At 52.0% G+C, this 13,515-nt stretch carries 12 protein-coding genes and 1 other annotated feature (1 of these 13 running past the window's edge); all 12 genes read left to right on the top strand.

Annotated elements, in window-relative coordinates:
• Positions 1-41, top strand: a binding site (T-box leader); it begins 195 nt to the left of the window's first position.
• 186 nt (positions 42-227) lie between these two features.
• The 12 genes from ACTHRH_RS02010 (at position 228) to minD (ending at position 13,511) form a co-directional block, all read left to right on the top strand.
• Complete coding sequence (locus ACTHRH_RS02010) at positions 228-2,900, top strand: valine--tRNA ligase (protein WP_379290160.1); 2,673 nt, start codon at positions 228-230, stop codon at positions 2,898-2,900.
• A 65-nt stretch (positions 2,901-2,965) separates the two neighbouring features.
• Positions 2,966-4,348 (top strand): bifunctional folylpolyglutamate synthase/dihydrofolate synthase, encoded by a 1,383-nt coding sequence (locus tag ACTHRH_RS02005; protein WP_370451744.1) that lies wholly within the window; start codon positions 2,966-2,968, stop codon positions 4,346-4,348.
• Positions 4,349-4,355: 7 nt separating this feature from the next.
• Positions 4,356-5,744, top strand: a complete 1,389-nt coding sequence (murC, locus tag ACTHRH_RS02000; protein WP_440413816.1) for a UDP-N-acetylmuramate--L-alanine ligase — start codon at positions 4,356-4,358, stop codon at positions 5,742-5,744.
• A 176-nt stretch (positions 5,745-5,920) separates the two neighbouring features.
• Complete coding sequence (locus tag ACTHRH_RS01995; protein ID WP_440413814.1) at positions 5,921-7,198, top strand: SPOR domain-containing protein; 1,278 nt, start codon at positions 5,921-5,923, stop codon at positions 7,196-7,198.
• Between the two features lie 449 nt (positions 7,199-7,647).
• Positions 7,648-7,890, top strand: a complete 243-nt coding sequence (locus ACTHRH_RS01990) for a DUF4321 domain-containing protein (RefSeq protein WP_144938779.1) — start codon at positions 7,648-7,650, stop codon at positions 7,888-7,890.
• A gap of 139 nt (positions 7,891-8,029) precedes the next feature.
• Positions 8,030-8,632 (top strand): Maf family protein, encoded by a 603-nt coding sequence (locus ACTHRH_RS01985; protein ID WP_144938776.1) that lies wholly within the window; start codon positions 8,030-8,032, stop codon positions 8,630-8,632.
• Positions 8,633-8,770: 138 nt separating this feature from the next.
• On the top strand, positions 8,771-9,460 hold the full coding sequence (gene radC, locus ACTHRH_RS01980) for a RadC family protein (RefSeq protein ID WP_144938773.1): 690 nt from the start codon (positions 8,771-8,773) through the stop codon (positions 9,458-9,460).
• Between the two features lie 47 nt (positions 9,461-9,507).
• Positions 9,508-10,542, top strand: coding sequence for a rod shape-determining protein (locus tag ACTHRH_RS01975; RefSeq protein WP_144938770.1), 1,035 nt, complete (start codon positions 9,508-9,510; stop codon positions 10,540-10,542).
• 29 nt (positions 10,543-10,571) lie between these two features.
• Positions 10,572-11,429 (top strand): rod shape-determining protein MreC, encoded by an 858-nt coding sequence (gene mreC / locus ACTHRH_RS01970; RefSeq protein ID WP_225312619.1) that lies wholly within the window; start codon positions 10,572-10,574, stop codon positions 11,427-11,429.
• A gap of 4 nt (positions 11,430-11,433) precedes the next feature.
• The gene (gene mreD, locus ACTHRH_RS01965; protein ID WP_144938767.1) at positions 11,434-11,961 is read left to right on the top strand and encodes a rod shape-determining protein MreD; all 528 of its coding nucleotides are present in this window, start codon (positions 11,434-11,436) and stop codon (positions 11,959-11,961) included.
• A 68-nt stretch (positions 11,962-12,029) separates the two neighbouring features.
• Complete coding sequence (locus ACTHRH_RS01960) at positions 12,030-12,689, top strand: septum site-determining protein MinC (protein WP_150959657.1); 660 nt, start codon at positions 12,030-12,032, stop codon at positions 12,687-12,689.
• Between the two features lie 27 nt (positions 12,690-12,716).
• Entirely contained in the window at positions 12,717-13,511 is a 795-nt protein-coding gene (gene minD / locus ACTHRH_RS01955) for a septum site-determining protein MinD (protein WP_144938761.1), read from the top strand.
• Positions 13,512-13,515 lie beyond the last annotated feature (4 nt).

The following is a 13,515-nucleotide window of genomic DNA, read 5'->3' as shown; positions in this document are numbered from 1 at the left end:
AATTAAGGTGGTACCACGGAAGAAACCCTTTCGTCCTTTGCGGCGAAAGGTTTTTTTGTGCATCGCAAAGTATTGGAAAAACCCTTTCCGAAGCAGAGTAAAGCCTGCCCGCGAGTAGAGGAAGGTTTAGACCCGACCCTGTAAGGGGGCGGACGGGATAAGCTGTGAAGGCCGCGCGTCACTTTGAGGCGGGATTTTGTGTTGAATAGACAGGAGGTATAGGTGAAATGAGTGAAACGAAAGTCAATCAGCCGTCGATCGAAATGCCTACCACATACGATCCTAAAGCGGCGGAGCAAAAATGGTACGATTATTGGATGAAGGGAGAATATTTCAAAGCGGGACAGCGGCCGGATGCGGAACCGTATACGATCGTTATCCCGCCGCCGAACGTGACCGGAATGCTTCATATCGGTCATGCCCTGGACTTTACCCTGCAGGATATACTTATTCGAACCAAACGGATGCAGGGCTACGATGCCCTGTGGCTGCCGGGTTCCGACCATGCCGGTATCGCCACCCAAACCAAGGTGGAGCAGAAGCTGCGCGAGGAAGGGCAGTCCCGGTACGATCTCGGGCGAGAGGCCTTCCTCGAGAAGGTATGGGAATGGAAGGAGCTCTATGCGAACACCATTCGCGAGCAGTGGGCCAAGATGGGCTTCTCCCTGGATTATTCCCGCGAGCGGTTTACTCTGGATGAAGGGCTGTCCAATGCGGTTCGTGAAGTATTCGTTTCCCTGTATGAGAAAGGGCTGATCTATCGCGGCAAATATATCATTAACTGGGACCCCGCGGCGAGAACGGCTCTGTCGGATATTGAGGTGGAGTACAAGGAGGTTCAAGGCAACCTGTACCATCTCTCCTATCCGTTAAAAGACGGAAGCGGTTCGATCATCGTTGCCACGACCCGGCCGGAAACGATGCTTGGAGATACGGCAGTCGCCGTTCATCCGGAGGACGAGCGCTATAAGCACATGATTGGCAAAACATTGATTCTGCCGATCATCGGCCGGGAAATCCCGGTCATCGCCGATGAATATGTCGAGAAGGAATTCGGAAGCGGCGCGGTGAAAATCACTCCTGCCCACGATCCGAATGACTTCGAGGTGGGACAGCGCCACCAGCTTCCGCAAATTCTCGTTATGGACGAATCCGGGACGATGAACGAGAACGCAGGCAAGTATCAGGGCATGGACCGTTTTGACTGCCGCAAGCAGATTGTTGCGGATATGAAGGAAGCGGGCGTGCTGGTCAAGATCGAGGAGCATGTTCATCAGGTAGGACATAGCGAGCGCAGCGGCGCGGTCGTGGAGCCATATTTGTCCACCCAATGGTTTGTTAATATGAAGCCGTTGGCCCAAAGAGCGATCGAGGTTCAGAAATCGGGCCAAGGAGTGCGTTTTGTGCCGGATCGGTTCGAGAAAATATACATGAATTGGATCGAAAACGTCCGCGATTGGTGCATCTCGCGCCAGCTATGGTGGGGACACCGGATTCCGGCTTGGCACTGCAGGGATTGCGGCGAGGTTCATGTTGCCCGGGAAGAGATCACCCAATGCTCTCAATGCGGCGGCACGAAGCTTCAGCAGGATGAAGATGTACTCGACACCTGGTTCAGCTCGGCGCTGTGGCCGTTCTCCACTCTGGGCTGGCCGGAGAAAACCGCTGACCTTGAACGATATTATCCTACGAATGTGCTGGTGACCGGCTATGACATCATCTATTTCTGGGTAGCGAGAATGATCTTCAGTGCCCTCGAGTTCACTGACCGGATTCCGTTCAAGGATGTCTTGATGCACGGGCTCGTACGCGATGCCGAAGGGCGCAAAATGTCCAAATCGCTGGGCAACGGAGTAGATCCGTTGGAGGTGGTGGAGAAGTACGGCGCCGATGCCATGCGCTTCATGATCTCGACCGGAAGCACACCGGGACATGACCTCCGCTTCCGATGGGAGCGGGTGGAGCAGGCGCGCAACTTTGCCAATAAAATCTGGAATGCCTCCCGCTTCGCGCTGATGAATCTCGAAGGCTTCCGGGCGGAGGATGTCGACCTTAGCGGCAGCCTCGGAACGGCCGACCGCTGGATTCTGCACCGGCTTAACGAGACGGCAAGGGATGTGACGAGGGCGATCGACCATTATGATTTTGGGGAGACCGGCCGCCTGCTCTATAACTTCATATGGGATGACCTGTGTGATTGGTATATCGAATTCAGCAAGCTGTCCTTATACGGCCAGGACCCGGAAGCGAAGAAAAATACGCAGTCGGTGCTTGCTTACGTGCTGGATCGGACTCTTCGACTGCTGCACCCGTTCATGCCGTTCATTACCGAAGAGATCTGGCAGCATCTTCCTCACGAAGGGGAGACCATCACTCTGGCACCGTGGCCTAAGGAGCAGCAAACATTCGAAGCGCCGGAAGCCGTTAAGGAAATGGAGCTGTTAATGGGGATCATCCGCTCCGTTCGCAACATTCGTGCGGAAGTGAATGTGCCGATGAGCAAGAAGGTCGAGCTGCTGATCAAGCCGGTTCATTCGGAAGCCAAAGCGATTCTGGACAGGAATGAAGAATACCTGCGCCGCTTCTCGAACACCTCGCTGCTTGTGATCGACACCGATCTGGCCAATCCGGACAAGGCGATGACGGCATTGGTCACCGGGGCGGAAATTTACTTGCCTCTGGCAGGCCTGATTGATCTGTCTCAGGAAATCGCGCGCCTGGAGAAGGAACTGCAGACGCTTCATGCGGAAGTCAACCGGGTTGAGAAGAAGCTCGCCAACGAAGGATTTATCGCGAAGGCCCCGGCGAAGGTCATTGAAGAAGAGAAAGCGAAGCTGGCCGATTATTCGGATAAACGGGATAAAGTGATTGCTCGGCTTAACGAATTGAAGTCTTCCTGATTGCAGCAGGCCCATTGGGATTCTGAACCTGTCAAACCGAGGCCTTTACTTCATATATTAAAGGGATGAGAACAATGAATCGAACGAGTGAGCATTCAAGCTCAAGCTTTCAAACCTATGCCGAGGCCGTCGAATGGATTACCGGGCTTATGCCTATGGGGATCCGGCCGGGGCTCAAACGGATGGAAACGTTCATGGAGAAGCTCGGCCATCCGGAGCGGAGGCTTAAATTTATTCATGTAGCCGGAACGAACGGCAAAGGCTCGACCTGCGCTTTTTTGACCAAAGTGCTGCTTCGTAACGGGTACGCAGTGGGTACTTTCACTTCACCGTATATGGAGAAGTTCACAAACCGCCTCCGCTTTAACGGGCAGGATATTGGCGAAGAGGAGCTATTGATGCTCGCCAATCGCATCAAACCGCTTGCCGATGAAATGGCCGCTACCGAGCTTGGCCATCCGACCATGTTCGAAATTACGACGACTCTGGCCATTCTCTACTTCGCTACGGTGACTTATCCCGATTATGTCGTTTGGGAAACCGGTCTGGGCGGAAGGCTGGATTCGACGAATATCGTATTTCCTGTCGTATCGATCATTACCAATGTCGGACATGACCATATGGACGTGTTGGGAAATACGCTGGATAAGATCGCCATGGAGAAGGCCGGGATCATTAAGCCGGGCGTCCCGGTCATCTCGGCCGTCGAGCAGCCGGAGGCCGTTGCGGTCATCGAGCAGGTATGCAGAGACAAGCGTTCCTCGCTGTATTTGTTGGGGCGGGAGTTCGATTACAGAGAGCTGTCGACCGAATTGAACCGTCAGAAGTTCGATTTCCGCAGCCCGTTTCGGGAGATCCCGGGTTTAACCATATCCCTTAATGGATATCATCAGTATAAGAACGCAGCCGTAGCATTGATGGCGATTGAGGTGCTTCGGCAATATTATGCTTTGATCGTGGAAGAAGAGGATCTGTATGCGGCGATGCTGGAGACGGAATGGCCGGGAAGGCTCGAGCTGGTCTCGGACCAACCGCCTCTGCTGCTGGATGGAGCCCACAATCCCGAAGGAGCGGAATCGCTGGCCCATGCATTGGCTTCGGTATACACATACCGTAAGCTTCATCTGATGATCGGCATGCTGTCCACGAAGGAGCATTTCGAGTACTTTGGGCATATACTGCCTTTGGCAGATTCCATCATCTTGACGGAGCCTGACTTCCGCAAGAGGCAGAAGGCAGAGGATCTGGCCGTCACCGCCCGCGAAGTTCTTCAGGGGCTGGGACGGGAGACGGAGATTACCGTAGAGCCGGATTGGAAGAAGGCATTGGAAATGTTGCGAGCCAGAACCGGTCCCGAGGATTTGGCTGTCGTTTCCGGAACCCTGTATTTAATTTCTGATGTCCGTTCATGGATATTGTATCAATCTGAATCTGAAAAAGGTTGGTGAGCACATCGTGAACACTTCAGAGCATGTTCATTTTATCGGCATCGGCGGGTATGGGATGAGCGCTATCGCCAAGGTGATGCTGGAAATGGGGTATAACGTGTCGGGGTCCGACTTGGCCCGCAAGGAATTGACGGAGAAGCTGGAGGCAGGCGGAGCCCGGGTTTTTATCGGACATGAGGCGGACCATGTTCGGGGGGCCGACCTGGTCGTTTATTCGACTGCATTGCCGAAGGATAATGTCGAGATGCGCAAGGCGGAGGAGCTGCGCATTCCCATTCTGCACCGTGCCCAGATGCTCGCCCGTCTGATGAACGAACGGAAGGGCGTGGCTGTAGCGGGGGCGCACGGCAAGACAACGACCTCCTCTATGATCGCTCTGGTGATGGAACGGTGTCAGCAAGACCCGACCTATATCATCGGCGGGGAAATCATGAATCTCGGGAGTAATGCCAAGGCCGGACAGGGAGAGTTCGTGATTGCCGAAGCGGACGAGAGCGACGGTTCTTTCTTGCAGTACCACCCGGTTCTGGCGATTGTGACCAATATCGAGGCGGATCATCTGGAAAACTATGACGGCGATTTCAATAAGCTTAAGCAGGCGTACGCTCAATTTTTGTCTCAGGTGAAGGAAGGCGGGAAGGCCATCGTTTGTTACGATGACGAAAATCTGCAGGAACTGCTGCCCAGCATCCGGAGCGATGTCATTACTTACGGCTTCGACGAGAAAGCCGATTATGCTGCATCCGATCTGCAGCTCGGGGACCGCAAGGTTTCGTTCGATGTCCGGCGCAAAGGTGAGCGGTTAGGACGAATCCGGCTGTCGGTTCCCGGCAAACATAACGTATACAATGCCTTGGCCACTTTAATCACTTGTATGGAAGCGGGGCTTACCTTCGATCAAGTGGCGGAAGCGATCACCGAATTCCGCGGAGCCAAGCGCCGTTTCCAAGTGCTTGGAGAAATCGACGATGTGCTGATTATCGACGATTACGCCCATCATCCTACGGAGATTGAAGCGACCATTCATGCGGCCAAGGCGACGGGGAAGAACATCATTGCGGTGTTCCAGCCACAGCGCTACACCCGGACCTTCTTCCTGTTTGAGCAGTTCAGCCGTGCTTTCGGGCTGGCCGATGAGGTGATTATTACGGACATCTACAGCCCGGCGGGTGAAGCCCAAATCGAAGGAATTACTTCCGCGAAGCTGGTTGAATTAATCCGCAAGAACAGCAACCCGAACGTGAGTTATGTACCGACTAATGAAGAGGTGCTGGATCTTTTGTTAGACCGGGTACAGCCGGGCGATCTCGTGCTTACGATGGGAGCCGGCGATATTTGGATGATTGCCGACCGGCTGGCCAAGGAGTGGAACCCTCCCAGACAGAAGGTTCAGTAACTTTAACACGAATAACCGAGTTTGCGCGGGATGCCGCACCGACCTATATTCTCTGCCCCTTTTCTCTTGAGAAGAAAAGGGGTTTTGCTATATTTCTGCGAAAATATTTTCTCTCTCATATTTTACTTGGACGGGTCATAGGCTAGTATTACCAAGAAGAACAAGGGGAGAAATCAATGAATAAAGCGCGGATCACATACCGTTTGGACAACGAATCGAATCGGCGCGGGGAGCGCCAGCGGCAGAGCGAGCCGCCTGCGGTCATCCCTCTTCACCAAGAGGAGTATCAAGTGGTGGAAGAAAGCCCGTCCCGTCTCAACCAATATACAAGCGATTTTGGCACCTGGAAAAGCCCTTTTGACGAGGAGACGGAAAGAATAGAACGGATGATCAGGGAAACGAACGAAAGAAATCATCCGGAAGTAAACCGTGCTCCCGATTATAACGTCCCTCATACTCCCATTATAGAAGAGGAACAGACGGACCATCGGCAGGAAAGATGGAACGGAGCGTACATACCGCCCTACGAGGAGCAGCCCGTGGTGACTACGACAAGATATGTCCGTTATTCCAAGCCGCCATGGGTGAAAATTATAAGCTCTGTGGCCGCCGCTGTGGCTACCGGAGTGCTGCTCGGATTTTTCGTGTTATCGATGTTTGACAAGCCGGTGGTTCCAACAGAGCCCGGAACGAAAGGTCAGGCTGAGCAAGGGCCACCAGCCGCTGCGGCCGCCAATGGGCCTGAAGCCGCCGATCCGGCAGGTGCCGCCGGGCAAGCGGAGAACGGATCGCTCGAAGCGGCCGTTCAGACGACAGCCGGCGGAGCGGATGTCAATATCGCAGCCAAAACCTATTCCGTATTGCAAAACGGAATATTCAGCAGCGCGGAAGGGGCGCAGACAGCCCAGGAGGATTTGCGCAGCAAGGGGCTTGCCGGGGTGACGGAGCAAACCGACAAGCATTATGTATATGCCGGTATCGCAGCCGACCGGAATGACGCGCTTAATTTGGGCAAGGAACTGCAGGGACGGCAAATCGAAATCTATGTTAAAAATTACTCCCTGCCGGCTTTGACTAAAGTGAATTGGCCGGGCAGCATTGAAGGGCTGGAAAACTACTTGGCATTGTCCGATCAAATGGTACAGATCATCAGCGGGATGACGGCAGTCCATCTGGAAGAAGAAAGTCCCACTCCTATGGACAGCAATAGTCTGCAATCCCTCAAGGAGAGGCATGAGGGTTGGAGCGGCGCCGCTTCTACCGTGGCCAAAGAAGCATCCGAAGAGGTCAAGCCGATCCTGCAGAAGCTGGATCAGGCAATGAACACCGCGCTTCAATCGATTGACCAATATACGAAAAATCCTTCCACCTCTATGCTCTGGGAGGCTCAGACCAGCTTGATGAATTTCGTTCTAACGGAGAAGCAGCTGCTGGAGACTATTGCGGTGAAATAACATGTTCTGCTGCACCGGTCGGATATTCCGCACGGGCGCAGCGGAATTTTTTTTATAATTTGGTACCTCGTAACTCCTGTATAAACCTTTATCGAAGCAAGGCAAGAAGAGCGACCGCGTCTAGAGGAAGCTATAGACCCCGCCCCTGTAAGGTTACGGACGGAATTAGCTTTGAAGGTTCCACTCCCTGCAAAGTATCCATAATAAGCTTCAAAGGCATGTGTCTCAATGTGAAATTATTTTTGGTCCATTTTATGGGAAATCGCAGACCGATCTGTTATCGAAACGGGAGGAAAGGGGTAAAAAACGCCCTAAACCGCTCGTTTCTTCCTTATTTCGACAATCATTCCGGGAAAAGACGAATCTTTTCGACATTCATTGTATTGACATTCGTTAACCCGTATAATATGAAATATGGTTTGTAAGTTTATCGCAAGGGATGCTGGTTGATGAAGAAAAACATGTTCACTTTGATATTGTTTTTGCTGGTCGGCCTTATAGCCGCGGCTATCGTAACGCAGCTGCTGGCACCGGTACAAGCTCTGTCATTTTTGACAAAATCAGCCGATATCGTTTGGCAGCCCAAAGCGGATTTACAAATTATCAAATATGATTTGTATATTCAGATCAAACTAAATTTGATAAGCATATTAGGGATTATTCTGGCCGTCTGGATCTATCGGAAGCTCTAATGCTCAGAGGACGGCGGGGTGCTTTCGGGCTCTCGTCCCGTCCCCCATACCGGATCTACCGAGACAGCGCCGAGGACCGGCTTCTTTTCTTCGGTACGGGTGATCGGGCCACCGGACCATTCCCCAGGGAGGATTAGCAGTGGAACCAACAGCAGCGAGCCGTCTTATTCTTGCTTCCACTTCGCCGCGCAGACAGGAATTGATCCGTGCTCTCGGTCTTCCATATGAGATAGTGGCCAGTGAAGCAGACGAAACGGTTGCAGATCATTTAACCCCGGCGGAGATCGTCGAAACCTTGTCAGAGAGAAAAGCCAGGGCCGTATACGAACGGGTGCCGTCCTACCCGGGCAGGCAAATTATTGTCGGGTCGGATACGATCGTTGTTTACAACGGAGAACCGCTCGGCAAGCCGGCCGATCGGGAGGATGCCCGGCGGATGCTCAGCATGCTCCAGGGCAATACGCATCACGTATTTACCGGAATCACATGCATTGAGGCAGGGTCAGGCCGGTCGCTTACGGCCCATCGGATGACGAGAGTCACCATGAAGCCGCTCAGCGAACGGCAAATTGACCGCTATATCGAGACAGGGGAACCTATGGATAAAGCCGGAGCCTATGCCATACAGGGCTTGGGGGCGACGATGGTCGAGGCGATCGAGGGGGATTATTTTAACGTAGTCGGACTGTCGTTAAATCTGCTGGCTGATATGCTTTATTCCTTTAATATCGAAGTTCTGTAGGCAATGTATCCATTGCCGCAAGCGCCGTGTTCAAAGGAAAGAAGTGAAGGTTTGGACTGGAGAAGCTTTGCTACCAGCGTTCGAAAAAGACGTTAATCATCGGAATGCTCAAAATATCCTGACAAGGAAGTGGAGAGAATGGAATCTCAAACGATGACTTTGCGCGAGATTCCCCATGAGGACAGACCTAGAGAACGAATGCAGCAGTATGGGGCTCAGGCACTCAGCAATGCGGAGTTGCTGGCTATATTGTTACGAACGGGAACCTACCGTGAGTCGGCGGTGCAGCTTGCCCAGCGCATTTTGCAGGAGGCGGGCTCTTTACGCGGGCTGGTCGGAATGAGTATCGACGAAATGATGGAGACGAAAGGAATCGGCTTGGCCAAGGCTCTGCAGCTTAAGGCAGGGATAGAGCTTGGGCGGAGACTGGCGGCTTCGTCCCTTCAAGAAACCGTTACGATTCGTTCCCCGCAGGATGTCTACTCCTTGCTCTCCGAGGATCTAAGATATTTGCAGAAGGAGCATTTTGTCTGTTTGTTTCTAAATACCAAGAATCATGTGCTGGCGCAGGAGACGCTGTCGATCGGCACTCTTAACGCTTCCCTCGTTCATCCGAGAGAAGTTTTCCTGGCGGCTATTCGCAGAAGCAGCGCGTCCATAATTTGTGTACATAATCATCCCAGCGGTGATCCGACTCCGAGTCCCGAAGACATTCAGATGACCCGGAGGCTGGCGGAGGCCGGACAGATTATTGGAATTGACGTACTGGATCATGTGATCATTGGAGACCGGGGCTATATCAGTTTGAAGGAAAAAGGGTATATGTAATATAATGATTAAATGCAGTTGAATTGCAGGAAGGGAGCCTCAAATATATGTTTGGTGGATTTTCTAAAGACCTGGGGATTGACCTGGGAACGGCCAACACCCTTGTCTATGTCAAAGGAAAAGGAATTGTCGTCAGGGAGCCGTCTGTCGTTGCCCTGCGTACCGATACAAAAACTATAGAAGCAGTGGGAGAGGCCGCCAAGAAAATGATCGGCCGGACTCCGGGAAATATTCGTGCGGTTCGTCCAATGAAGGACGGAGTTATCGCTGATTTTGAGACAACGGCAACGATGATCAAATATTTTATCCGTCAAGCAATGAAGCAGCGTTCACTGTTTCAGCGCCATCCCAGCGTTATGGTTTGCGTGCCGTCGGGAATCACTGCCGTAGAGAAACGGGCGGTGGAGGATGCAACGAAGCAGGCCGGCGCCCGTGAAGCGTTTACGATCGAGGAGCCTTTCGCGGCCGCTATCGGAGCCGATTTGCCGGTTTGGGAGCCGACGGGAAGCATGGTCGTGGATATCGGTGGAGGAACGACGGAGGTCGCCGTCATTTCGCTCGGAGGCATCGTTACCAGCCGTTCGATCCGTATTGCCGGAGATGATCTGGATGAGGCGATTACCCAATATATTAAGAAAATGTACAATTTAATGATCGGGGAACGGACTGCCGAAACGATGAAAATCGAAATCGGGTCAGCCATTGCGATGGAAAAAAGCGAGACGATTGAAATCAGGGGACGCGACCTGGTGAGCGGATTGCCCAAAACGATGACCGTCACTTCGGAGGAGATTGCTGAAGCGTTGTCGGATCCGGTTAACAGTATCGTGGATGCGGTTAAGGTTACGTTGGAGAAGTGTCCTCCGGAGCTGGCGGCCGATATTATGGACCGCGGCATTGTGCTGACCGGAGGAGGCGGGTTGCTTCGTAATTTGGACAAGCTGCTGTCCAGAGAGACCGGGATGCCGGTTATGGTCGCTGAGAATCCTCTCGATTGTGTCGCTATTGGAACAGGCAGGGCGCTTGACAATATCCATTTATTCAAAGCCAAATCTACAGCCGGGGGTCGGGTTAGACGCTAAAATAACGATAGATTAGAAGGTGGATCGGTTTGTTCAAATTTATGGGAAACAAAAAAATTGTTGTCCTTTTGGTTTCCTTGATCATCTTCGTTATTTTGATGGGCTTAACGATGTTGAGACCTGGAATGACCTGGCCTGAGAAATTTGTTAAAGATACAGTATCCTGGACCCAAGGGCTATTCAACAGACCCGCTCAAGCGATAGCGGGTTTCTTTCAGGATATCCGCGAGTTGAAAAACTTGTATAAAGAAAACAAGGTGCTCAAAGAGACGCTTTCTCATTACGCCCGAGATACGATGAGATTGAACAAGCTGGAGTCGGATAACAAAAATTTGAAGGAACTGCTGGAGTTTACCGAAAGGCAGAAGGGCTTGGACAACTATAAGTATCATGTGGCTCAAGTCTACGCAATGAGCGCTGATCCTTATACCAGCGTCGTCAACATCGATTTAGGAGAAAGAGACGGGATTCGCAAGGACATGGCTGTAATTTCGGTCCATGGTCTGGTGGGGCGTATTGATAAAGTGTCCGAGTTTACTTCCAGCGTGCAGCTGTTGACAGAGCTCGATGCAACGAATAATCAATCGAAGGCTATTGCCGCTACGGTCAAAGGCAAAGAGAAATCATTCGGAATTATTCAAAGCTATGATCACGAATCACAATTGCTTATCATGACCAATATTGACACTAACGACGATCTTGCCGAAGGCGATACGATCATTACGTCCGGAATGGGGCTTGTCTTTCCGAAAGGAATTGAGATAGGCACCGTCGTATCTAAAGAGGACGGGGATTTCGGAATCAACTATGTAGCCAAAATCAAACCGGCAGCCACTTTCCGCCATCTCAGCGAGCTTATGGTCGTGGAAGTTCAGGACCCGAGGTGAAGCGATGGGACGCCATAAACTGACATTGCTGCTGCTGCTGTTATTCGTTCTGGAGGGAACGGTGATGAAATGGATCATTCCCCCCTCCTGGCAACTGCAGGTGGTCGTATCTCCTCATTTGGTTCTGGTAGCGGTTATGTTTATCGGAATCTACCTCAATAAAAGCTGGGGCCTCGCTTATGGGCTTGGCTTCGGCCTGCTGCACGATATTGTCTATTACGGCCCAATGTTGGGAGTCTACTGTATGGCCATGGGCGCTGTAGGCTATTTAAGCGGGATTATTCCGTTTCGTTCGCAAGCGAATATAATGACGAGTCTCTTCATCGTCGTGACCGGAAGCTTGCTGTTTGAATGGATCATCTACGGAATCTATCGGGTAGCTCAAATCCGGTTAATCGATCCCCAGTGGGCATTTATGCATATTATGCTGCCTACTGTTTTTATTAACCTGTTGTTTGCGCTCGTTATTTACGTGCCGATGAGAAGGTGGCTCGACAACATTCGGAAGCTTCAGAAGCGGGAGAAGGAATAATTTCACGGCCGGGGAAGGAAAAGCAGCCTAGCGAATGGAATTGTTAGGGCAGGAGGTAGGGAAGGAACATGACTGCAACCAAACATCATGTTACGATAAAAGGAGTTAAGGACGGACTGGTGTTCGTTCTGGACGACACCTGCCGCTTAACGGATTTGCTGGAAGAGTTGCAGCATAAACTCGAGAAGACGCATCATAAGATCTTGTCCGGTCCTCTCATACGAGTCTATGTTAAATTAGGGAAAAGGGTTATCAATGAAGCGGAGCAAGAACAGATTAGGGAATTGATCGGACAGCACGGGAATCTGATCATTCAATCGTTCGAAACCTCCGCTTCTCCGGCCCTTCCTCCCGAAATCCTTCCAAGCGGCATAAAGGTAATAACGGGAATCGTCCGCTCCGGACAGACGGTAACCCATGAAGGAAATGTAATGCTGCTCGGTGATGTCAATCCGGGGGGAAGCATTCTTTCGACGGGTGACATTTTTGTGATGGGTTCCCTGCGGGGGATGGCCCACGCGGGAACGCAAGGCGATGAGAAAGCCATTATCGCCGCATCTTATATGAGGCCTACTCAGCTTAGAATTGCCGGCATCTTCAGCAGGCCTCCGGATGAATGGGGCATTGACGAAGCATTGATGGAATTTGCCTATATTCAAAATGCGAGGATGGAAATAGACAAGATCTATCACATCCAGCGTATACGCCCGGATCTGGGCAAGGGTTAAATTTATTTGGGAAACGGAGTGAGCATATTGGGAGAGGCAATTGTCGTCACTTCCGGTAAAGGCGGTGTGGGCAAAACGACGACGTCCGCCAATGTCGGTACCGCCTTGGCCCTCCAAGGCAAGAAAGTGTGCATGGTTGATACGGACATTGGCTTGCGCAACCTGGACGTCGTCATGGGCTTGGAGAACCGCATCATCTATGATCTGGTGGATGTCGCGGCAGGGCGCTGCCGGCTGAAACAGGCATTGATCAAGGACAAGCGCTTTGAGGAACTGTACCTTCTGCCGGCCGCTCAAACCAGCGACAAGCATTCGGTCACGCCGGAGAATGTCCGCGATATCGTTCTGGAGCTGAAGAAGGATTTTGACTTCGTCATTATTGATTGCCCTGCGGGAATCGAACAGGGCTTCAAAAATGCGGTAGCCGGGGCCGATAAGGCGATTGTCGTGACTACGCCGGAGAATGCGGCCGTCCGGGATGCCGACCGGATTATCGGGCTGCTGGAGAAGGAGAATGTGGAGTCTCCGAAGCTGATCATCAATCGGATCAAAGGAAGCATGGTCAAAAAGGGCGAGATGCTCGACATTGATGAAATCTGCTCGATTCTGGCCATCGATCTGCTGGGGATCGTTCCCGATGATGAGCAGGTCATCAAAGCGGCGAACTCCGGCGAGCCGACGGTCATGAATCCGGATTCCCGGGCAGCACTGGCATATCGGAATATTGCCAGACGGATTCTAGGGGATACGGTTCCGCTTATTTCACTGGAAGAAAAGCCGGGTATCATCAAAAAAATGAAGCAATTTTTCGGGATGGGATGATTAG

Origin of the sequence: Paenibacillus sp. SAFN-117, from assembly GCF_051966115.1 — a bacterium.
Classification (GTDB): domain Bacteria; phylum Bacillota; class Bacilli; order Paenibacillales; family NBRC-103111; genus Paenibacillus_L; species Paenibacillus_L residui.
Note: the sequence above shows the minus strand (reverse complement) of the source record. Positions and strands in the feature narration are given on the sequence as shown.

Bases quoted from the DNA above. Each gene is read 5' to 3' on its own strand.
- ACTHRH_RS02010 (WP_379290160.1), top strand. From the start codon at position 228: ATGAGTGAAACGAAAGTCAATCAGCCGTCGATCGAAATGCCTACCACA.
- ACTHRH_RS02005 (WP_370451744.1), top strand. From the start codon at position 2,966: ATGAGAACAATGAATCGAACGAGTGAGCATTCAAGCTCAAGCTTTCAA.
- ACTHRH_RS01995 (WP_440413814.1), top strand. From the start codon at position 5,921: ATGAATAAAGCGCGGATCACATACCGTTTGGACAACGAATCGAATCGG.
- ACTHRH_RS01990 (WP_144938779.1), top strand. From the start codon at position 7,648: ATGAAGAAAAACATGTTCACTTTGATATTGTTTTTGCTGGTCGGCCTT.
- radC (WP_144938773.1), top strand. From the start codon at position 8,771: ATGGAATCTCAAACGATGACTTTGCGCGAGATTCCCCATGAGGACAGA.
- ACTHRH_RS01975 (WP_144938770.1), top strand. From the start codon at position 9,508: ATGTTTGGTGGATTTTCTAAAGACCTGGGGATTGACCTGGGAACGGCC.
- mreD (WP_144938767.1), top strand. From the start codon at position 11,434: ATGGGACGCCATAAACTGACATTGCTGCTGCTGCTGTTATTCGTTCTG.
- ACTHRH_RS01960 (WP_150959657.1), top strand. From the start codon at position 12,030: ATGACTGCAACCAAACATCATGTTACGATAAAAGGAGTTAAGGACGGA.